19 protein-coding genes are annotated in these 21,111 nt (G+C 31.9%); 6 read left to right on the top strand and 13 right to left on the bottom strand.

The window, feature by feature from the left end; genetic code table 11:
• The 4 genes from G5V56_RS12560 to G5V56_RS12545 all read right to left on the bottom strand — a co-directional run bounded on the left by G5V56_RS12560 (nt 1) and on the right by G5V56_RS12545 (nt 9,458).
• The gene (locus G5V56_RS12560) at nt 1-4,866 is read right to left on the bottom strand and encodes a T9SS type B sorting domain-containing protein (protein ID WP_166965528.1); all 4,866 of its coding nucleotides are present in this window, start codon (nt 4,864-4,866) and stop codon (nt 1-3) included.
• Nucleotides 4,867-4,987: 121 nt separating this feature from the next.
• A complete protein-coding gene (locus G5V56_RS12555) occupies nt 4,988-7,702 on the bottom strand; it encodes a T9SS type B sorting domain-containing protein (protein WP_166965526.1) in 2,715 nt (904 codons plus the stop codon).
• Nucleotides 7,703-7,729: 27 nt separating this feature from the next.
• Nucleotides 7,730-8,560: an ABC transporter permease gene (locus G5V56_RS12550; RefSeq protein WP_166965524.1), complete on the bottom strand. Its 831-nt coding sequence runs from the start codon at nt 8,558-8,560 to the stop codon at nt 7,730-7,732.
• 1 nt (nt 8,561) lies between these two features.
• Nucleotides 8,562-9,458: an ABC transporter ATP-binding protein gene (locus tag G5V56_RS12545; RefSeq protein ID WP_166965522.1), complete on the bottom strand. Its 897-nt coding sequence runs from the start codon at nt 9,456-9,458 to the stop codon at nt 8,562-8,564.
• Between the two features lie 123 nt (nt 9,459-9,581).
• On the opposite strand from G5V56_RS12545, the gene G5V56_RS12540 reads away from it, so the two are divergent.
• Nucleotides 9,582-10,643 (top strand): hypothetical protein, encoded by a 1,062-nt coding sequence (locus G5V56_RS12540; protein ID WP_166965520.1) that lies wholly within the window; start codon nt 9,582-9,584, stop codon nt 10,641-10,643.
• Nucleotides 10,644-10,651: 8 nt separating this feature from the next.
• On the opposite strand, the gene G5V56_RS12535 is transcribed toward G5V56_RS12540, so the two are convergent.
• From G5V56_RS12535 to G5V56_RS12510, 6 genes are all read right to left on the bottom strand, one after another.
• Nucleotides 10,652-11,164 (bottom strand): plasmid pRiA4b ORF-3 family protein, encoded by a 513-nt coding sequence (locus G5V56_RS12535; protein ID WP_166965518.1) that lies wholly within the window; start codon nt 11,162-11,164, stop codon nt 10,652-10,654.
• 37 nt (nt 11,165-11,201) lie between these two features.
• The gene (locus G5V56_RS12530; protein ID WP_166965516.1) at nt 11,202-12,218 is read right to left on the bottom strand and encodes a COX15/CtaA family protein; all 1,017 of its coding nucleotides are present in this window, start codon (nt 12,216-12,218) and stop codon (nt 11,202-11,204) included.
• A gap of 4 nt (nt 12,219-12,222) precedes the next feature.
• Nucleotides 12,223-12,672 (bottom strand): GNAT family N-acetyltransferase, encoded by a 450-nt coding sequence (locus G5V56_RS12525; protein ID WP_166965514.1) that lies wholly within the window; start codon nt 12,670-12,672, stop codon nt 12,223-12,225.
• Nucleotides 12,669-14,093: a CCA tRNA nucleotidyltransferase gene (locus G5V56_RS12520; RefSeq protein ID WP_166965511.1), complete on the bottom strand. Its 1,425-nt coding sequence runs from the start codon at nt 14,091-14,093 to the stop codon at nt 12,669-12,671. The genes G5V56_RS12525 and G5V56_RS12520 overlap by 4 nt, the downstream gene beginning before the upstream one ends.
• Nucleotides 14,094-14,186: 93 nt before the next feature.
• A complete protein-coding gene (locus G5V56_RS12515) occupies nt 14,187-14,498 on the bottom strand; it encodes a GxxExxY protein (RefSeq protein ID WP_166965508.1) in 312 nt (103 codons plus the stop codon).
• A 27-nt stretch (nt 14,499-14,525) separates the two neighbouring features.
• On the bottom strand, nt 14,526-15,086 hold the full coding sequence (locus G5V56_RS12510; RefSeq protein ID WP_166965497.1) for an L-threonylcarbamoyladenylate synthase: 561 nt from the start codon (nt 15,084-15,086) through the stop codon (nt 14,526-14,528).
• A gap of 89 nt (nt 15,087-15,175) precedes the next feature.
• On the opposite strand from G5V56_RS12510, the gene G5V56_RS12505 reads away from it, so the two are divergent.
• Complete coding sequence (locus G5V56_RS12505; protein WP_166965495.1) at nt 15,176-15,934, top strand: Kdo domain containing protein; 759 nt, start codon at nt 15,176-15,178, stop codon at nt 15,932-15,934.
• Between the two features lies 1 nt (nt 15,935).
• Here G5V56_RS12505 and G5V56_RS12500 read toward each other — a convergent pair whose 3' ends face one another.
• Together G5V56_RS12500 and G5V56_RS12495 are read right to left on the bottom strand one after the other, a co-directional pair.
• Nucleotides 15,936-16,694 carry a glycosyltransferase family 2 protein gene (locus G5V56_RS12500; protein ID WP_166965493.1) on the bottom strand — a complete coding sequence of 253 codons (759 nt, stop codon included), beginning with the start codon at nt 16,692-16,694 and terminating at the stop codon, nt 15,936-15,938.
• Nucleotides 16,695-16,711: 17 nt separating this feature from the next.
• Nucleotides 16,712-17,539: a glycosyltransferase gene (locus G5V56_RS12495; protein ID WP_166965491.1), complete on the bottom strand. Its 828-nt coding sequence runs from the start codon at nt 17,537-17,539 to the stop codon at nt 16,712-16,714.
• 116 nt (nt 17,540-17,655) lie between these two features.
• On the opposite strand from G5V56_RS12495, the gene G5V56_RS12490 reads away from it, so the two are divergent.
• Nucleotides 17,656-18,471 (top strand): glycosyltransferase family 2 protein, encoded by an 816-nt coding sequence (locus G5V56_RS12490; protein ID WP_166965489.1) that lies wholly within the window; start codon nt 17,656-17,658, stop codon nt 18,469-18,471.
• Nucleotides 18,472-18,474: 3 nt separating this feature from the next.
• On the opposite strand, the gene G5V56_RS12485 is transcribed toward G5V56_RS12490, so the two are convergent.
• Entirely contained in the window at nt 18,475-19,290 is an 816-nt protein-coding gene (locus G5V56_RS12485; RefSeq protein WP_166965487.1) for a 2,3,4,5-tetrahydropyridine-2,6-dicarboxylate N-succinyltransferase, read from the bottom strand.
• A gap of 329 nt (nt 19,291-19,619) precedes the next feature.
• On the opposite strand from G5V56_RS12485, the gene G5V56_RS12480 reads away from it, so the two are divergent.
• From G5V56_RS12480 to def, 3 genes are all read left to right on the top strand, one after another.
• On the top strand, nt 19,620-19,931 hold the full coding sequence (locus tag G5V56_RS12480) for a hypothetical protein (RefSeq protein WP_166965485.1): 312 nt from the start codon (nt 19,620-19,622) through the stop codon (nt 19,929-19,931).
• A gap of 85 nt (nt 19,932-20,016) precedes the next feature.
• The gene (ruvX, locus tag G5V56_RS12475) at nt 20,017-20,427 is read left to right on the top strand and encodes a Holliday junction resolvase RuvX (RefSeq protein ID WP_166965484.1); all 411 of its coding nucleotides are present in this window, start codon (nt 20,017-20,019) and stop codon (nt 20,425-20,427) included.
• A gap of 73 nt (nt 20,428-20,500) precedes the next feature.
• Nucleotides 20,501-21,091, top strand: a complete 591-nt coding sequence (def, locus tag G5V56_RS12470; protein ID WP_166965482.1) for a peptide deformylase — start codon at nt 20,501-20,503, stop codon at nt 21,089-21,091.
• Nucleotides 21,092-21,111 lie beyond the last annotated feature (20 nt).

The following is a 21,111-nucleotide window of genomic DNA, read 5'->3' as shown; positions in this document are numbered from 1 at the left end:
TTAACGCTTCAATGCGAAATGACCTCTTAAATCAAAAGAAAGACCATCTTTTTTTACTTTGGCTACAAACCAATAATCATCTGAAGGCATATTGTGACCATTGAAAGTTCCGTCCCAACCAGGTGAGGATGAGGTTAATGTTTTAAGTAGTTTTCCATATCTGTCATAAATGTAAACGACGGTACCAGGAAGTTGTTCAATACCTATAATGTGCCAAGTATCAAAATCACCATCATTGTTGGGTGTCATAAATTTTGGTGTATCAAAAACAATAACTTCTTTTGAAACGTCTTGACATCCATTGACATCTCTTACAGTTACGGTGTGTAAACCAAAAGTAACATTGTCAAAAACGTTTGAAAGTTGTGGTTCTCCGTCATCCAAAATATAAACATAGTTGCCAATACCACTAACCTCTACCGTAATACTATTTGGGTCGGTAAAGTTAACAGTACTTGTCATGTTTATAGTAGCTTCTTCAGATTCAATCACTGAAAATGCTTTAGTTGCTTGACAATTGAATGGAGATGTAACGGTTACCCAATAATCACCTAAATCTTCTGGTTGAAGTTGTATTTTTGATGTAGTTTCTCCTGTTGACCATAAATAGGAATCCCCAGAATTTCCTGTGCCAGCATCTATAACCAAAGGCAAATCATTTAGGCATAGAGGTACAACATCATTAATATTTATGATTGGCAGTGGGTTTACAATAGTGCTAAACGACGTTGTATCATAACAGCCTGTTAAATTGCTTTCCATTCTGGCATAAATAATTTCACCATCAAAGGCTGCATGTAAATTGGATAGAGGATTAGTTTTGCTATCAGCATCAATTTGACTTGTATAATAGGTTACTGTAAAATCATTTGGATTTTCTGATCCTATTATTATGTTTTTTTGTTGTGACAAATCAAACGCTAAAAAGCCATCATAATCATCATCACAGCCAACTAAACTGGGCGGCGCTAAAGCAGCAGGATTAGGGTTTATTTGTAAATTAAATGATGGTGTGATGACACAACCCGTATTGGGATCTTCAATTCTAACGAAAAATGTATTAAAACTAGTGGTATAGTTATATGTATCTGGTAATATGTTTGTATTGGCTTGAGCTTCTACTAAAGAGTTATGATAACTAATTATGACATTGTTTGGATCATCAACAATCATATTGTTAACTTGAGATAAATCAAAAGTATTAGTGTTATTATCACAAATTTCAATAGTTCCGATAGAATTTGTTGGATACGGTGTATTAACAACTAAATCTAATGGAACAACACTATAGCAACCGGTGAGTATATTGGTAACCTTAATAAAAACTGTTTGAGGATTACTAATGTTTGTGTAATTAGTTGGGTTTGCTATTTCTTTTGAAATATCTTCAACATCTTCTTCATTTTCAAAATAGGTTATCGCTAGGTCTGTCGTGATTCTATCTAAAAGTTGAAAATCTGCAGTTTCTAAATTAAAAGTAGTAATCCCATCATAATCATTATCACAAAGAATATAGGGATTCGCTTGAGATACCTCTGGCGCTGCAATAATATTGATTCCTAAGTCTTCAATGACATAACATATTGAATTGTTACCTTCAATCCTCACATAGATGGTTTGCGGATTGGTTACATTGGTATACTGCATTGGTAACGCATTTAATTTATCCTCTGCATTTTGCCTCGTGGAATAGAAAGAGATGTTTAATGGATTAGTAGCTCCTTGTGAAATTTCAGCTATTTTCTCATTTAAATCAAATACATTTTTTCCATCATTACTGATATCATCACAAACTAAATAATCTTTGAAGTTTATATTATAATCAGGATTTGAAGAAACTACTATTGTAAATGACGAGTCACCATAACAACTTGGGTCAATAGTGTTTTGAACTCTAACATAAATAGTTTGCGGACTTGAAATATTGGTGTATAACGTATTTTTATCTATCGGAATGGTGTAATTTGAGTCTTCAAAATAGAACACTTCTTTTCCTGCTTGGCCGTTTAAAATTTCATTGTCTTTATCAGATAATAAAAACTCAGCTTTTCCGTCGCCATCATCTTCGCAAATTTCATAATCAATAATTGTAGGGAATACAGGTTTTGTGCTCACAATAACACTAATGGTGGCAATAGTATAACAGCTAGATGAGGTACTGGCAATTCTTACGTAAATATTTTGAGTGTTAGAACTGTAAGACCCTGGGTTTGTTATTCGATTACTTCCTGATTCAGCATCATTTAAAGAAGTGAAAAAACTAATAGTTAATCCTGTAGTATCTGCAACTATTTCCGGGATTTTGCTTTCAAGATTTATAGTAGAAAAACCATCTTGATCATCATCACAAATTATAAAATCGCTTGGTTGTGAAATTGTGGGCGCTGGAACAATAGAAATATCAAATGAATTTACGGTACGGCAACCAGAATCTACATTAACAATTCTTGCAAATAATGTGGTGCTGCCTGAAACAGGGTATAAAGGAGGTAATTCGTTACTATTATCTTCAGCATCTTGTTGCGTCAGGAAATAATGAACTTCAAAGTTTGTGTTTCCACTATTGACGGTTTCATCTAGTGAATGCAAATCCACATTTACTATGCCATCATCATTATCATCACAATATTGAAGCGGTGTTACGGGTTCAAATAATAAAATAGGGTTTACCAATAATTTTATTTCAGCTTGCTCATTGCAACCAGTAACCGTATTTTCAATATTAATATAAAGTATTTGTGGACTTGTAGCGGTATATGGAACTCCGGGGTCTAAAGCATTTGCTGTATTATTATTTATTAAGTCAGTTTCGTTTTCATAATAGGTAACATCAATATTTGGTAACTCATTAGCTATTTGAGTTGTAATAATATTGAGATAAAAATCGGCAATACCATCATTAGCTGCATCATCGCATAAGGCGAAGTCTTCAATACTTGTTCCAGTTAGTAATAAATTAGTATGAACTTCTATAGGGACAATGGTTGGGCATCCTGTTGAGTCATCTTGAACCCTTATAAAAACGGTTTGAACATCTGGGGCTGTATTTAGATAATTTGTTGGATTAGGTATGGGGTTACTTCCAGATTCTGCATCATCAAAAGTTTCATGAAACGTGATGGTAAGTCCTGTTGGTGATAAACCATCTAATACATTAGGTATAACTTCGGTTAAATCAAAACTAGCAAAACTATCATGATCGGTGTCACAGGCATCAATGTATTGAGTATCTCTATTAATTATGGGGCTATTTGTAATATTAACATCAAGTGTAGTTACATTAAAACAGCTTGAAAGTGTATCAGTAGCTCTAACAAAAAAGGATTCTGAATTTGGAGAGCTAGCATTTACATAAGGTGATATTATGGGGTTATTACCAGTAAGGGCATCAGCTTGCGTAAAATGATAGGATACGGATACATTTGCTTGTCCGTTAGCTATTTCACTATCTTTAAGGGTTAAGTTTATATCTGTTATGCCATTAGGCGTTGCATCATTATCACAAACCTCTAAAGTGGAAGGTGTAGCAATATTTGGTATTAGGTTTACAACTAAATTAATGGGAGCATAAGAAAAACATCCTGTATCTAAATTTTCTATGGCAACAAAAACTTGCTGCGGGTTTGATGTGTTTGATATAGGAGTTGTTATGGGGTTTATACCACTTCTTGCATCAGACTCATTGTAATAGTATTTCAAATTATTATAATTAGCAGGAGGGAGGCTACTTAAAATCTCAGTATTTTTAGTTTGAAGATCAAAAATTTCAGTTGCATCTCCACTTAAATCATCACATAACAGATAATCTGAAATTGGATCTACAGGTGGCTCAGAGTTTAACGTAACTTGAATTTCGTCTTCAAGAAGACAAGTGTTATTGTTTAATGGCACCGAAATTTCTACTTTATAAACACCATCTTGGGTAGCATTTAAAGAGGAACTTGTTTGTCCGTTGATAGGATTACCATTTAAAAACCACGTATAGGAAGCTTGTGGATTTTGTATGTCCGCATCCAGTATGGTTGAATTTAAACAGGTAACAATATCATCACCCAAGTTTAAATTATCAAAACTGATACCTTCAATAAAAACAGCAGAATCATAATTTAAATCTGTTTGGTCAGCAATAATTAGTTTAATATGGTATTGTACGTAAGGGACAATATTAGCAGATGCTATTAATGGAACTGTTCTCCCATTAAAGTTAGTGTCTCCAACATTATAGCCATCAAAATATTGATCATTTTGAGCAGGACAGACTCCATAAATTTCATCATGTATGGTGTTTGTGTTAACAGGGGTAGATGTGCCTGGCACAACCGCAATATTTTGATATGGACCAGCACTAGCAGTTTCTTTAATTAAAAAAGCAAATCCGTCAGAAAACTGACATGGATTGATACCAAAATATTCTTCAGAAGCTAATAAGTAATTAAACTGAACCAGATTTGATGACGAGACCAAATCAAATTCTATGGAGGTAGCATTTAGTGTATTAGTAATGCCTAATGCTGTTTCTAAATCAGAGTCAGTTCCCCATATGGTTGACCCTTCGCTCAGTGTTGGTGTTCGTACGCCATTTCCACCAGATTCTGCATTACCAGTAGACAACATAACCCCATCTTGAAAAGGGAAGTTTGAACTTCCTTTATTAAAATAGGCATAGCTTGATAATCCGTAAGAACTACCGTTAACAGAAGATGTGATATTAGAAATTTGAACACAACCTTGAACCAAATTGTTTAACACAAGTTGATCTAGAGGAATCGAAGAGTCTACCGTAATTTGTTGAGAAAGCATAGTACTACTGGTACAAAGTAGTAGTACTAAAAGAGCATAATATTGTAGGTGTCTTTTTACTTTCATTTATTTGGGAAAAACAGCATACTGTTTTTGGATTAATTTAGCCTGAAAATTAGATATATTTAGAGGAAACTCAAAATATATCGTTCAAAACGCAGTTTTGTTAGTTTTAGGTATAACCGTCTTAATATTTTAGTGTAAAATGGTTTTTAAAGATTCTTCCATCTTGCAGTTTAACAGAAAACCAATAATCATCAGTTGGAAGTTTTTTACCATTAAAAGTACCATCCCAACCAGCTTCTAATGGGCTTAATTGTTTAAGCAGTTTGCCATAGCGGTCATAGATTAAAATATTAGAATTTGGTTGAAAAACATCAGAGACTCCAAAAACCTGCCATCTATCATTAACACCGTCATTATTTGGAGTAAAATATTTTGGAAACCCGATGACCGAGATTAACTTATTGATGCTTCCACAGTCATTTTTTATGTCTTTTACATAAACGGTATAAAAACCTGGAGATATATTTTCAAAGACATTACTTTCTTGATAGGGTCTGTAGATGGTGTTATTTTTATCGAGTAACCTGTATTCATAAGTGCCTTCACCAGAAACCAAGACTGTAATAATATTGTTTTGCGTAGCGTCAACAATATCAATAGATTCAAAAGTTGCAATGTTTGAAGGCTCCACGACAACAGTTCTTTCTTTAGAACAATTATTAGCATTGGTCACCAAAACAGAATAGGTGCCAGGTTGATTTATCTGAATGTTATAGCTCGTTTCTCCATTAGACCAACTGTAGGTATAGTTGTTAGGATTGTCGTTTATAATGCCAGCGTTTAAAGTAATAGTAGTTGGGAATGTATTGATACAATAATAAGCTACATCATCTGTAATAATATCAGGTAGTGTGTTCACCGTTAATTCAACCTCACTAATACCATAGCAATTATTAGCATTTTCAACGCGTGCATAAATAGTTTGAGAGTATGGCATCTTATTTTTAAATGTACTTTGTAACTGATTTTGCTCAATTAAAGCATCTTCATAGGCTTCATAATAGGCGATTATTAAACCATTAGGAAGACCATTTATAATATTCGAATCTGCATCAGATAAGTTAAATAAATAAAAACCATCTTCAACACCGTCATCATCACAGACGATAAGCTCGGTATCGTTTGCATCGGTAATGCTAACGTTTAAAATAAGCTCAGCTTCGGAAGAGCATCCCGTAATATCATTAATAACATCAACATAAATGGTTTGAGTACTTGATGTATTTTTATAAGAATTAGGGTTATGTATTTCGTTTAATCTGGCATTATCGGTATAAAATTTAGTTGATCTATCAGCAATGCCTGCAGTTAAATCATCATTTGCTTCATTAAGGTTAAAAATAGTAATACCATCTTTGGTTCCGTCTTCATCGCATTGAAATATAGTAGAATTATAAGCTTCAGGATTTTTATTAAAAATGACATACGCTTGCCCTTCTATAGCACAATCTCCATTATTAGGGTCTATATAAACTTCGTAATGACCACTTGTGGTGATATCTTTTAATTCAAAACTAGTTTCAGATAATGGATTACCATCTTTACTCCAAGAATAGGTTGCTCCAGGTATATTCTCGGAAGAAAGGGTGTATGTATCACCTTCACAAAGTTCTAAGTTGATATTACTTTCTCCGTTTTTGATAATATCAATTTCAGTATTAAAAAAAGAAGCTATAAAAGGAGGAAGTCCTTGCGCTGATAAATTAGGGGAAATATTAATACCGTTATGAACGTAATTACTTGCTGTTCCAATATTGTCAGGATTATTTATCACTCCAAGATAAGACATCCCTTCATTGTACGTTCTACTTAAGGCTCTGTAAATTTTTCCGTTAGGACCTAATTGTAAAGCACCTCGATATAAATTACGATTATCTAATACAATAGCAGAACTCTGAATGTCTGTTGCAGATAGGTTATATTGAATTAAAACTGAATGATGATTAGCAGGATTTTCGGATTCTGCGTAATCATTACTAAAAAAATTATTCGAGGCATGAACATACAATAGCTGGCTATTTGGAGAGAATTCTACACCATAAGGAAATCTACTTTCACCAGTTATGACCAATGATTGTTGGTTGCTAATGATGCCTGTTGATGTGTCAAAATCATATAGATATAGCCCATTATTAACATTTGCTGATGCTGCTTTAGTACCGTCTGGAGATAGTTTTAAATACCCACGAGCATCATCTACAGATAAATTACTAAATGTAGATTTAACAGAAACAGGATTAATACCTGCGTTGCTCACCTCAAAAGCGTGGTATGTATTATATATACTGGTATCTCCATTTTCAGAAGCAAAAGACAACACCCAAATGGATTTGGTTATACAATCTTTTAATACCGCTGTAATTTTTTCTGAACTCTCTTTGAGTAAGTTTATATTTTTATTGGTTACGGCCCCCAAGCCACTATCAAGTGTGATATCGACTTCTGAATAATTTAATCCATAGTTAGTATTGTCTAACCAATTATCAACAGTAAAAATATAATAAATATTGGGATCATTTGGTTTAGGAACTATAATAGCAGATTGTGTACTCGAAGAATCTCCATATAAACCAGTTCCATTTGGCATAATTTGGTGATTTTTGTTCCAAACCCTTGTGCCATCTGTATAAAACAATAAGCTTCCCGTATCATCAGAAATAGACGTACAACCTTCATTGGTGAATAATTGACCGTCATTTAGAGATGTAATACTGTTACTAGTTTGATTGAAACGAATACCTCCACCGTAACCAAAATACCAATTAGCGGCTTCGCTTTGCCCCAGTGATTTAAACCCTAAACATAGGAAAATAAATAGAAATGTAATTTTTTTCATCTTCAATAGCAAAACTATCAAAAGATATTATAAATCACGTATTTTTAACAATCTGAACGATAAAAAGACAAATATGGCAGTCCAACCCAAAACAATCACTATTTCATACCAGTGTACAGCATAATCAAAATCAAATTTTTCACCAACTTGGTTGGCAACTGATTGTACAGCGCTCAATCTTGAAAACGGTTGTTTTATAAGGTTTGACATTGAGTTTAAAGGAAAAAATTGCATTACACTTGTTGCTGTTTCAGCATCGGTTTTCCAACGTAAAACCCCAAATACAATACCTTCAATAAATTGCCATACAAATAAAAACCCCAAAGCAAATGCAGAGCGTTTTACTAAAACTCCTAAGAATAAACAAAATGAAAAGAATCCAACTAGTTTTACAAAAAAGGCTAACAAATAATCTAAATCAGAGAAAATGATACTTAATTCAGTATAATTTGAAAACCCTAAGCCCAACAGTAAAGACACCACAAATAAAAATAAAGTAGAAACTAAAGCAAACACAATTACGGTGTAAAACTTAGACAAAACAAACTCCTTTTTACTTAATCCGTCAATTAAATTTTGTTTTAACGTTTTATTACTGTATTCATTGGCCATCATGGACACAATAACGATAGCAAGGAATAGCTTAAAAAAAGCGGCTATATAGCTGTTGAAATGCCAGATATAGGGGAAATTAAAAATACCCATTTCGGCTAAATGAAATTTTATAGGGCCAATATCAAACTTTATGGCAGCTATAAGCGCAATTGAAGTAAGCAGAACAAAATAAGTAATAATTAATATTTTGCTTGCTCTGTTATGTCTTAGTTTTTGAAATTCTATATTTAGTAATCGGTACATTTTATTTATTGTTGGTTAGGGTTAAGAATTGTTCTTCTAAACTTTCTTTACGTTGCACTAAGTGCGATAGTGTAAAACCTTGCTCAAAGAGTAATTTATTAAAGGAGGCAGACTCTAAGGGTTCGTTTAAAAAAGCTGTTATTAAATGATCTTTTACTTTGATGTTTCCGAAGGTTTTGTGAGTTTCTAAAAATTTGACAAGTTCATCTTCTTTGTCACATTTCAATTCAAAAAAGCCATAACTGGATGTCATTTCATCTACTTTGCCAGAGTACAGCTTTTCGCCTTTACGCAATACAACCACGTGAGTACATACTTTTTCAACCTCGTCAAGCAAATGTGATGCTAGTAAGATAGTAGTTCCTGTGCTAGCAATCTCTTTTATTATTTCTCGAATTTGATGGATGCCTTTTGGGTCTAAGCCGTTAGTAGGCTCATCAAGAATTAAAATTTCAGGATCATTCAATAGTGCAGAAGCAATGGCTAATCGTTGTTTCATGCCTAATGAAAACGTGCTGAATTTACTGTTTTTTCTATCTAATAATTCAACAGTTTCAAGTTTTTCATCTATTTTATTATAGTCGACACCTTTAATTTGGCAAACAAGTTTTAAGTTTTGATACGCCGTCATATAAGGATAAAAATTAGGTCGCTCAATAATAGCACCTACTTTTTTTAAAGCGTTATGAGTTGATATGTTTCCATCAAACCAATGGAAATCACCAGATGTTTTATTTACAACGTTTAAAACAACCCCCAAGGTTGTTGATTTACCGCTTCCATTTGGTCCTAAAATACCGTAAACATTTCCTTTTTTTATGGTAAAAGATAAATCTTTAACAGCCGTTAAATAACCAAATTTTTTTGTTAGATTGTTAATTGTGAGGATAGACTCCAAAATAAAGTATTTTTTGATGTTGAACTAAAATCAACAGGTTAGTTATTAAGTATGACGATAGTTATGTAAATTTGTTACATTCACATTTTATAAAAATAAGGTTTAAATTTCAATAGTTTTAGAATGGAAGATTTAAAAATTTCAAAAAAGAAACCCTCCTATCCGGTTAGTGCTAAGCTACATGATTATCTTTCTGAATATAACAGAAATATTAAGCTTCCTATTTTTTATGATGATTTATTAAGATTTCAAGGCTCTATTACGGTCTATGATAAATTTGAAAATGATACACTTTGGATTCGGGTATATTTTAGTGAGTTTGAGCGCGAAGAAATTGATTTAAGCCTAAAAAAGGTGTATACTATTTTACATTCTGATGGAAATGAAAGCTCTATTCCATTTCTTAATGTGGACGCCATAGATTATTGTACATTCGGAAATTCTAAACCATTCAGGATAAAAGTTAGGAATATTCTAAATGATAATTTCACTTATTTCTATATTAAAAAAGCGGATGCGTCTCGTATTTATGGGTTGGAGTTAGAGCATATGTTATCTCCCTATAACTTAAATTTTTTGGTATATAAAGACACGTTGATTGAAGAACATATTTCTGGTATTCCAGGGGATGAATTTATTAAAAACATGTTGCCTAAATGTTCCAAATCTGAAAAATCTCAAATAGCTAAAGAGTTCGTTAAGTTTAATGAGCGTTGTATGATTAGATTGTTGGGCGATATGCGATCGTACAACTACGTTATTGTGCCCACACACGATTTTGATCAGGTAGTGTATAAAATAAGAGCTATTGATTTTGACCAACAATCGTATGAAGGGAAAATAAATATTTATAGACCTCAATTTTTTAAGGAAAATGTAGTCATGGTAAAATTAGTATCTGAAAATTTTCAGAAATTATCCATCGATCAATATAAAATTGAGGAACGATCTATCATTGCAAAGCGCTTAAAAAGTTACCATGATAGAATTAATAATTTATTGGTTTGTATGATTGATGATACAATTTCAACCAAAGAAAATGTCGATTCGCTTAAATTGAAAATTTATGAATATACGATGGATATGAAATTTAAACGATGCCATTCTATGGGAGAAATCATAAAAAATGCTCTAGCATATGTCCTTAGAAATTATGAGAATGTAAACCTTGATAGTTTTAAGTAATCTAGAATTTAATTCCAGTTTTCATCAAAGTCTAAGTTATCATAATCATCAATATCCAAATCATCTTCAAACTCATCAAAGACATCTGAGTCTTCTGATTCAAAAACTTTTTCTGGAGCTACATCAGGAACCTGGCCTTGAACAAACATCAAATTAGGATAGTCGCTACCTTCTGCTTCATCAACAATTTCTGCTAATTCAACAAAAAATGTCCACATGCTTAAAAAGTCATAAACGTAAATCAGTTTAGGTTGCATTTCAAAAACAACATCATTTATAGCCGTTTCATTCATTAAACGAGCAGAAGCATCTTCACTTAAATCAAACAAAGAAATTTCTTCTCCTTGATCCCATTGGTCATTACTTATGTAGAATGAAGCCATTTCAGTTCCATCAAACCCAAATGATTGTGTGATAACATTATGTAAATCTTCTAACGTGTCGGATTCACGAATTTCTAAATCGCGAAAAACATCTTCATCTGTATCATTATCAAGAATCACTCTAAATCTGTAAATCATAGTCGTAAATTAAGTTGCAAAGGTAACAGTTTTTGAATTATTTACTAAAACGGTGCAATGTAAATATCATAGCACTTAGCAAGAAAAAGGCTCCCACTTGATGCGCTACACCTAACCAAACCGGAACTTGGTATAAAATAGTAAAAACACCCAATAAAAATTGAATACCTACCATAATTAATAACGCATTTACACCTCTTTTTTGCATAATAGTTAAGGTGGTTTTTCTTGTTTTTTGCCAAATAGCAATAATAAAAATAACAACCAAATAAGCTACCATCCTATGCACGAATTGCACACCACTTTTACCTTCAATAAAGTTTTTGTACCAAGGGTGTTGTTCAATAAAAACCGTTTCGTGTATAAATTTGCCTTCGCTCATCATAGGCCAGTGATTGTGAATAAAACCAGCATCTAAACCAGCAACAAAAGCGCCATACATAATTTGAAGTAAAAGCACAGCCAAAGCTAAGCGAATAAAATTTCGTAATGCTATATTGATTTCTTTTTTGGTTGAGAACACTAAATCTAATGCAACCCAAAGGGTATAAGCAAAGGTTATAAATGCTGTCATTAAATGAGCGGCTAACCTGTAATGACTTACATCTGGATTATCAACCAATCCACTTTTTACCATATACCAACCCATAAACCCCTGAAATGCTCCAAGACCTAGTAAGATGATTGCCTTTTTTATCGTTGCTTTTGATAGTTGTTTTGTCGCTAGAAAATATAAGAAAGGAAGCAGGAATACGACTCCTATAAAACGGCCAATTACACGATGTAGCCATTCCCAGAAATAAATGTCTTTAAAATCTTGTAAATTGAAATGGTTGTTAAGTTTTTGATATTCGGGGTATTGTTTGTACAAATCGAAAGCTGCTTGCCATTCTATATCATTACTTGGTGGAATAACACCAGAAATTAATTTATAATTTGAAATGGATAATCCAGAATGTGTTAATCTTGTTATGCCTCCAACTACAACCATTACGAATATTAAAAGGCATCCAGTAAGCAACCAGTAAATAACTTTTTTATTATCTTTTTTCATAGCATTAAATTAATTTTTTAAAACATAAACTATTGGTAACATTTTTATACTGCCCGTAATTGGGAATTAAGACGTAATTATTTTTTTTGTAAAATTCTACAGCTTCCGTTTGCCGAATTCCTGTTTCTAGGATACAGGAATTATAATGTAACTCTTTAGCCCACACTTCTAATTCTTTTAAGATGACTGAAGCGACTCCTTGTTCTCTAAAATCTGCATGGGTAAACATGCGCTTAATTTCTACACAGTTGTTTTCAAATGCTTTAAAAGCACCGCAGCCTGCTGGCATGTCATCTACATAAGCTACAACGGTATGTTTTATAACATTTATATGGTTGTATTGGTTATAAAATTCATGTTCATCACCATCTGTTACCTTTAAATAAGCATCTAAATCTTTAACTAGATTTATAAAATCTAAATGTTCAGAATTAGTTCTAACTAATGTTATCATGGATGACTAATGTGAGTTAAACCTAAACGCTTTCCTTCTTTTAACATTAACTCGTGAGCTGCTTCAAATTCATTAGGAATGTCTCCTTCAAGAATGGCTTCTTTAATAGCTTCTTTAATAATTCCTATTTCTTTTGAAGGTTTTAAATTAAAGGTTTCCATAATTATTTCGCCAGAAATAGGTGGTTGAAAATTACGAACATGGTCGCGTTCTTCAACTTCAACTATTTTATCGCGAACAATTTTAAAATTATTATGATATTTATTGAATTTTTTAGGATTTTTAGTGGTGATATCTGCTTCACAAAGCGTCATTAAATCATCTACAAAGTCTCCAGCATCAAACACTAACCGCCTTACAGCAGAATCAGTTGCTTCCTCATTAGCCAAAACAATAGGCCTTGAACTCATAAATACCATTTTTTGAACAAATTTCATTTTGTCATTTAAAGGCATTTTCAACCTTTTAAATAAATGATACACCATTTTTGAACCTTCAAATTCATGACCATGAAAGGTCCAGCCTACTTTTTTACTAAATTTTTTAGTGGGAGCTTTTCCAATATCATGTAGTAATGCCGCCCAACGCAGCCATAGATTGTCTGTGTTTTTAGAAATATTATCAACGACTTCAAGCGTGTGGTAAAAATTATCTTTATGGCGTTGTCCTTCAATTTCGTCAATGCCTTTTAATGCCGTTAATTCTGGTAAAATATAATCTAATAAACCTGTTTCATTAAGTAATAAAAAGCCTAATGATGGTTTTTTGCTTTCTAGAATTTTGTTTAGTTCAACAACGATACGTTCGTTTGTTATGATTTGAATTCTATGCTTGTTTTTAGAAATAGCTTTTAATGAAGCGGTTTCAATTTTAAAACTAAGCTGTGTTGAAAAACGAATAGCTCGCATCATGCGTAATGGGTCATCACTATAGGTTATATCAGGATTTAAAGGTGTACGGATGATTTTATTTTTCAAATCTGTAATCCCATCAAAAGGATCCAATAAATCTCCAAAATGGTCTTCGCTTAAATTTAATGCTAAGGCGTTGATGGTGAAATCTCGTCTATTTTGGTCATCTTCAAGTGTTCCATTTTCAACCACTGGGTTTCTACTCTCTTCACTATAAGATTCTTTTCTGGCACCTACAAATTCGATATCAATACCATCATAATGAAGCATGGCAGTGCCATAGGTTTTAAATACTTGTACTTTTGGTTTATTAGGCAGGTTTTTAGAAACTTGTTTGGCTAACTTTATGCCGTCCCCAATAGCAACAATATCAATATCTTTAGGTATTCCTCGTTTTAAGATAAAATCCCGTACAAAACCACCTATGACATAGCTGTCAAGATTTAGGTCTTTTGCCGATTGCGATATAATCTTAAAGATTGAGTGTTGTAATGCGTCTTTGTAGTTCATTTTTTTTGTTGCCACAAATTCACGAATGTTTTATAAAACAATTCTTTTATGGTCTAGTAAATCTTTATGAAAGTTAGCTAAAATAGCTAATTTTCAATTTGAAACTTTTAAATAATTTATACACTGAGCGATATGTTTATCATGCAAATTTTCAATTGATTTTATTTCTAATATGATTTTATCAAAAACGACAAAATCTGCATAAAATTTATGAGGTAAAAAAATGTCTTTATATGCCACACAATATTCTTTTTCTCTTTTAAAAGGAATATTTCGAATTTTAAACTCATACTCTAAAGCATCTTTATAAACTATTTCAGAAAATCCACTTCCCAAATTATTATAGACTTCAAAAGGAACTCCAAAAATAGCATAACTTTCGTCTTTATAAACAATGTTAGGCATACATATTCGTGCATTCGTGGCGATAATTTACTCTCGAATTATTTTAACTTGTCCATCATTACTTAATTTAATAATTGATGAAGGTTTACCGCAAATTTTTTCGTGGTGCAAATTTACAACATAGTCAACACCTTTTAAAACCTCTTGAGATATTTCTTTGAATGATTTTGGAGTTTGAAACCCACTTATGTTTGCTGAGGTTGAAACGATAGCTCCGTTAAACCGTCTTAATAATTGAAAACAAAAATCATCATTAGGAATTCTAATAGCTATTGTATTATCATCAGCTATTAAATTTTCTGCTAAATTTTGTGCGTCGTCATAGACAATGGTAATTGGATCTTCGGTCACATCTAAGATATCATAAGCTACTTCAGGTATTTTTTTTACATATTTTTTAAGCATTCTGTCATCTGCCACCAAACAAATAGTAGATTTATTGTCATGCCGTTTTTTTAAATTAAAAACCTTTTCAACCGCATCTTTGTTAGCAGCGTCACAACCAATTCCCCAAACCGTATCTGTAGGGTAGAGGATAAGTCCGCCTTCTTTGAGTGTTTTTAACGCTTTGTTTATTTCTTCATTCATAATTTGAAGCTTATATTTGCACAACGGCAAATTTACAACAGAAAATATAATGTGTTTGCAATAATTTGAAGTAGTTTTTATTGTATTGAATGAAAGAAAAAAGGGTTTTTAATAGTGCTTTAGAAGCTGATTTTAAAGAACAGCTTACTAAAATAATTTACAATTTTGATACTATTGAAGGTGGAGAAGGAAACCGAAATATTATTAAAATTGTTACTATTAATGAATTAAAATTAAATATTAAAGCATTTAAAAAACCTAATGCAGTCAATAAAATCGTTTATAAATTCTTCAGAAAAAGTAAAGCGCAACGCTCCTATGAATATGCTAATAAGTTGTTAGAACTTAACGTAGGTACACCAAAACCAATTGCTTATTTTGAATATTCTAGTCCGTTTTTGTTTGGTAAAAGTTTTTATGTTAGTGAACAAGTAGATTGCGATTTAACGTATAGAGAACTAACGAAAGATTTTAATATTCCAAACTATGATGCTATTTTAAGAGCATTTACAAGATTTACGTATAGTTTACATCAAAAAAACATTCACTTTTTAGACCATTCTCCTGGAAATACTTTAATTAAAAAAGTAGGTGAGGACTATCAATTTTATTTGGTTGATTTAAATAGAATGAATTTTGAGCCGATGGATTTTGAAACTAAAATCAAGAATTTTTCTAGGCTTACCATACATAAATCTATGGTTGAAGTAATGAGCGATGAATATGCGAAATGCTCAGGAGAAGACTATGACAAAATATTTGATTTAATGTGGAAAGAAACAGAAGCTTTTCAAGAAAAGTTCCACAGAAAAAAACGGTTAAAGAAAAAGCTTTTAGGAAAACAATAGACTATGGTTTAGTTTTCCAAAGCCTGTAAAGCTTTACATATTTTAAAAAGGTGACGTTGTAAGTTTGCACACATATAATCAAACCATTTAAGCCATCCAAAAAACCGAATCTTAGAAAATAGGCTTTAAAAAAGGCCCAGGTAGGCCTGAAAAGTATTTTCCAAATTGATGATTTCTTTCCTAATTTATAGTAAGCTTCAGAAGCAATAGTTGAAAATTTTTCTACTTTTAAATTATGTTCAGAGTAATCTCTGTAAATCCAATGTAGCAAATCTCCTTGCAGTTTTCCAGATGTAAGTCCTTTTTTTAATTTATATGAATCGTGTGGATTGATACCTTTCCATTCACCACTTTCTTTTTTAAAAAGTCTTAATTTTTTGTCTGGATACCAGTCTGAATGCTTAATCCATTGTCCACAATAGTTGTTTAGCCTATTGCAATAATAGCCATCAAATTGCCAATTATTTTTAACTTTTAAAATACTGGACTTTAAGGTTTCAGAAAGTGCTTCGTCACCATCTAGAGATAAAATGTAATCATGTTTTGCTAACGAAACGGCATAGTTTTTTTGTTCAATATAGCCCTCAAAGGCGTTTTGAGAAAAAGTAACGTTAAATGAGTTACATATTTCTGGAGTTTTATCAGTTGAAAACGAATCAACCACTATAATTTCATCTGCTACATCAATTAAAGAACGTAAACATTTTTCTAAATGTTCATCTTCATTGTAGGTGATAATTACAGCAGAAAGTTTAATCATGAATTGGGGTTTTATAATTACTTAAGAATGTTGTATAAATTAAAATGATTTGATAAAGCTTCCCATTGCAAATCATTCTTGTTTTTATTCACATTGTCATTTTTTAAGGCCACTTTTTGAGTACCAATAATTGGAATAGGTTCTTTAGGTAAATTTCCAGATTGTCGTGAAATAGTCCCTTTTAACAATGCCATAGCTTTAAACCATAGGTCGTCTGCCTTTGGTGTTAGGTTTAAAAATAAGTCTTCATCAAATATAATTTCTGATAGTACTTTAGGTGGATATAAAATACCCCAAGCTCCAACAGGAATATATGTCAATAAGTTTGCATTGTCACTTTTGAATTTCCACTCCTTGTATGGCTTATATTTTCCTTCCGAATCTAATTTTATTTGATAGGTTGTATTGGCGATGATATCCTTGGGGTGTTTTAGGTGTTCTGTGTAAAGTTTAAAAAGCCAATGTTTGTTATAAATTAAATCATCATCACATGTCACAATAATATCTTCTGGAAATTCTTTTAAAGAATGGATTAATTTTCTATGAGAACATGTTAAATGAGAATATTTAATTTCGAATAAAGAAGATTCTAATGATGTTAAGCGTTTCGGCAATTTGTTTTTTAAATCATGATGTAGCCATAAAATTATTTTTTTTGGTTTATGGGTTTGATTTAAAATACTCTTAATCACTAAATGAATACTATTAAGACGTGATGGTATGGATGTCATCGAAACAATAACAGGTAAGGTTTCTTTTCTTGAACTATAGAGAAATTTTGTAGGTACTAAATGCAAATACAGACTGTTTGCTAGAGATTTAGGTAATTCTTTTACAAGTTTCATTATTTAAATTTCAAGAAAAAGCAAATATACTAAATACTTTAGGTCTTTTTTTTCACTATTACAGGTTCTTTTCATAATTTGCTCTTTTAAAAAATATCTATTTTTTTATTAATGATATGACCAAAATATCTGTTATCATAAGTACCTATAATGCTGAAGCCTGGTTAGAAAAGGTTCTTTGGGGTTATAGTTGTCAGACGTTTAAAGATTTTGAAATTGTAATTGCCGATGATGGTTCAGGGCCTAAAACCAAGGAATTAATTGATAGTTTTAAAAATGCAAGAACATTAGATATTAATCATGTTTGGCAAGAGGATGATGGATTTCAAAAATCAAGAATTTTAAACAAAGCCATTGTTGCATGCAAATCTGACTATATAGTTATGAGTGATGGCGATTGTATTCCCAGAGCTGATTTTTTAGAAGTTCATAATAATTATAAAGAGAGCGGATACTTTTTATCTGGAGGCTATTTTATGTTGCCAATGGACATTTCTTTAAAAATAAATAAAGACGATATTTTATCAGGGAATTGTTTTAATGTGACTTGGTTAAAAGAACAAGGGTTGAAGAATTCTTTTAAAAATAATAAGTTAACTTCAAAAGGATTGAAATCTAAACTATTAAACACCTTAACGCCAACTAATGCCAGTTGGAATGGGCATAATGCTTCTGGTTGGAAAAAAGATATTGTTGCTATTAATGGTTTTGATGAGCGTATGCAATATGGCGGACAAGATAGAGAGCTTGGTGAGCGTTTGTTTAATCTAGGAATAAAATCTAAGCAAATTAGATATAGTGCTGTTTGTCTTCATCTGGATCACAAAAGAGGCTATAAAACTCCAGAATCTATTGCTAAAAATCAATCTATAAGAAAGCATACAAGGGATTCAAAAACCCCTTGGACGCCTTTTGGTATTATTAAAGATTAATTTTTAAACAGCCACGTCGTTTTCACGAAGTGCGTCATTTAATGACGTTTTTTTATCGGTACTTTCTTTGCGTTTTCCAATAATTAAAGCACACGGTACTTGAAACTCTCCTGCAGCAAATTTTTTGGTATAACTTCCAGGAATCACAACCGATCTTGCAGGTACTCTTCCTTTCATTTCTATAGGTTTATCAACAGTTACATCAATTATTTTAGTACTCATAGTCAGTACAACATTGGCTCCTAAAACGGCTTCAGTTTCCACGCGCACACCTTCAACAACAATACAGCGAGATCCAACAAAAACATTATCTTCAATAATAACAGGAGCTGCTTGCAACGGTTCTAAAACACCACCAATACCAACACCACCAGATAAGTGCACATTTTTGCCAATTTGAGCACAACTTCCAACGGTAGCCCACGTGTCAACCATAGTACCTTCATCTACATAAGCACCAATATTTACATAACTGGGCATTAAAATAGTGCCTTTTGAAATATAAGCACCATGACGAGCAACCGCATGAGGAACCACTCGGATACCTTTTTCTTTGTATCCTTTTTTTAACGGAATTTTATCGTGAAATTCAAAAGGACCAACTTCAATAGTTTCCATGGTTTGTATTGGGAAATATAAAACAACCGCTTTTTTTACCCATTCGTTAACTTGCCAACCACCTGAAGCTGGTTGTGCAACTCGTAATTCTCCGGAGTCTAATAAAGAAATAACCTCTCTAATGGCTGTCGTCGTTTCCGTTTCTTTTAAAAGAGCCCTGTTTTCCCAAGCTTGCTCTATGATGTGTTGTAATTCTGTCATTATTGAAATTGTTTTTTGGCAAATATAGTATGTATGTTTAAAATAAAAAGTTTAACGACATAATATAAATTAAAATTATAGCTGAAAAGTGCTCGTTTTGAGTATAAAATAAAAGGTGTTTTTATGAGTTTTATCTTTTAAGTAATCTAATTTTCAGATGAAACGCATTTTAGATTCAGTTGAGCATTAAAACAGCGCATTTCATCTAGTAATCGTTAAAATATCACCAGATATCTAATCAACGAAATTCTAAACAGTTACAACTAATTTATTGTGAATGAGCCTTGTTGTGGACATATATTTGAATCATCAAAATAACACATTATAATATGAAAACAAATATTTACATCCTTTTAATTTTATTACTTTCTTTCTCTATAGCTAATGCTCAAGAAAAAACTGCTGCTGTTAAAGTTGTAACTGTAAATGAATTAAATGTAAATACACTTGTTTTAAAGGCAGCTCCAATTGTTTCTGCAATTCAAAACTCTGCTAGTGCTAATGTAAACGAAGATATAAAATCAACGACTAAAGTTATTGCTCGTTCAGCTAGTGATATCAGAATCTTTTTAAATAGAGAAAGAAACCTTGAGAATATTGACTTGTTATTCCCTAAAATTTATAAAGAAGAAATGGCTTAATAATTTATAAGTCAAAATCATATTAAAAAAGATTGCCAAAATTGGCAATCTTTTTTTTATACCTATTTTTGTTTAAAATTTGTTTATGGCGCGTATACTGGCAATAGATTATGGTAGTAAAAGAACAGGAATAGCAGTAACCGATGAGTTACAAATTATAGCATCAGGATTAACTACTGTTGCTACAAATGAGTTGATCACCTTTTTAAAAAATTATACTGCTAAAGAACAAGTAGAATTATTCTTGATTGGTGAGCCTAAACAAATGAATAATGCACCTTCTGAAAGTGAAGCATTAATTATTCCTTTTCTTAAAAAGTTAGAAAAAGCGTTTCCCAATACAAAAATTATACGAGTAGATGAGCGTTTTACTTCAAAAATGGCATTTCAAACCATGATTGATAGCGGTTTAAAAAAAAATAAACGTAAAAATAAAGCACTTGTTGATGAAATTAGTGCAACGTTGATTCTGCAAAGTTATCTATATTCTAAGTAGAGTTTTTTTTATTTTAATGAGTACAATAAATATTAAGTATTGTATTTTTGCATAAAATTATTAAAAAGTAACAATGATTTTACCAATAGTAGCCTATGGAGATCCTGTTTTAAAAAAAGTGGGAGATCCTATTACCAAAGAGTATCCAAATCTTGACACCTTAATAGAAAACATGTTTGAAACCATGTATAATGCAAATGGGGTAGGTTTAGCAGCACCACAAATAGGACTTTCAATTCGTTTGTTTGTAATTGATGCTTCACCATTTTCTGAGGATGAAGATTTATCAGAAGACGATAAAAATACATTAAAAGGTTTTAAACGAGTTTTTATAAATGCGAAAATCACTAAAGAAGAGGGTGATGAATGGGCTTTTAATGAAGGATGCTTAAGTATTCCAGATGTGAGAGAGGATGTGTTTAGACAACCAAAACTTACCATTGAGTATGTTGATGAAAATTTTGAAAAACACGTTGAGGAATATGACGGTTTAATAGCTAGAGTTATTCAACATGAGTATGACCATATTGATGGTATTTTGTTTACAGATAAATTATCAGCTTTTAAAAAACGGTTGATAAAAGGAAAGCTAACAAACATCTCAAAAGGGAAAATAAATGTAGATTATAGAATGCGTTTTCCTAACCAAAAAAAGAAACGATAATACTTGCAAAACACTATTAA

This window comes from Yeosuana marina (assembly GCF_011762485.1).
In the GTDB taxonomy this organism is placed as follows: Bacteria; Bacteroidota; Bacteroidia; order Flavobacteriales; family Flavobacteriaceae; genus Yeosuana; species Yeosuana marina.
This window is presented reverse-complemented; position numbering and strand designations above follow the sequence as displayed.

Excerpts from the sequence above, each read along its gene's own strand:
- G5V56_RS12550 (WP_166965524.1), bottom strand. The coding sequence starts at position 8,560 with ATGTACCGATTACTAAATATAGAATTTCAAAAACTAAGACATAACAGA.
- G5V56_RS12500 (WP_166965493.1), bottom strand. The coding sequence starts at position 16,694 with ATGATTAAACTTTCTGCTGTAATTATCACCTACAATGAAGATGAACAT.
- G5V56_RS12555 (WP_166965526.1), bottom strand. The coding sequence starts at position 7,702 with ATGAAAAAAATTACATTTCTATTTATTTTCCTATGTTTAGGGTTTAAA.
- ruvX (WP_166965484.1), top strand. The coding sequence starts at position 20,017 with ATGGCGCGTATACTGGCAATAGATTATGGTAGTAAAAGAACAGGAATA.
- G5V56_RS12525 (WP_166965514.1), bottom strand. The coding sequence starts at position 12,672 with ATGATAACATTAGTTAGAACTAATTCTGAACATTTAGATTTTATAAAT.
- G5V56_RS12505 (WP_166965495.1), top strand. The coding sequence starts at position 15,176 with ATGAAAGAAAAAAGGGTTTTTAATAGTGCTTTAGAAGCTGATTTTAAA.
- G5V56_RS12490 (WP_166965489.1), top strand. The coding sequence starts at position 17,656 with ATGACCAAAATATCTGTTATCATAAGTACCTATAATGCTGAAGCCTGG.
- def (WP_166965482.1), top strand. The coding sequence starts at position 20,501 with ATGATTTTACCAATAGTAGCCTATGGAGATCCTGTTTTAAAAAAAGTG.
- G5V56_RS12540 (WP_166965520.1), top strand. The coding sequence starts at position 9,582 with ATGGAAGATTTAAAAATTTCAAAAAAGAAACCCTCCTATCCGGTTAGT.
- G5V56_RS12560 (WP_166965528.1), bottom strand. The coding sequence starts at position 4,866 with ATGAAAGTAAAAAGACACCTACAATATTATGCTCTTTTAGTACTACTA.
- G5V56_RS12485 (WP_166965487.1), bottom strand. The coding sequence starts at position 19,290 with ATGACAGAATTACAACACATCATAGAGCAAGCTTGGGAAAACAGGGCT.
- G5V56_RS12510 (WP_166965497.1), bottom strand. The coding sequence starts at position 15,086 with ATGAATGAAGAAATAAACAAAGCGTTAAAAACACTCAAAGAAGGCGGA.
- G5V56_RS12520 (WP_166965511.1), bottom strand. The coding sequence starts at position 14,093 with ATGAACTACAAAGACGCATTACAACACTCAATCTTTAAGATTATATCG.
- G5V56_RS12480 (WP_166965485.1), top strand. The coding sequence starts at position 19,620 with ATGAAAACAAATATTTACATCCTTTTAATTTTATTACTTTCTTTCTCT.
- G5V56_RS12515 (WP_166965508.1), bottom strand. The coding sequence starts at position 14,498 with ATGCCTAACATTGTTTATAAAGACGAAAGTTATGCTATTTTTGGAGTT.
- G5V56_RS12535 (WP_166965518.1), bottom strand. The coding sequence starts at position 11,164 with ATGATTTACAGATTTAGAGTGATTCTTGATAATGATACAGATGAAGAT.
- G5V56_RS12495 (WP_166965491.1), bottom strand. The coding sequence starts at position 17,539 with ATGAAACTTGTAAAAGAATTACCTAAATCTCTAGCAAACAGTCTGTAT.
- G5V56_RS12530 (WP_166965516.1), bottom strand. The coding sequence starts at position 12,218 with ATGAAAAAAGATAATAAAAAAGTTATTTACTGGTTGCTTACTGGATGC.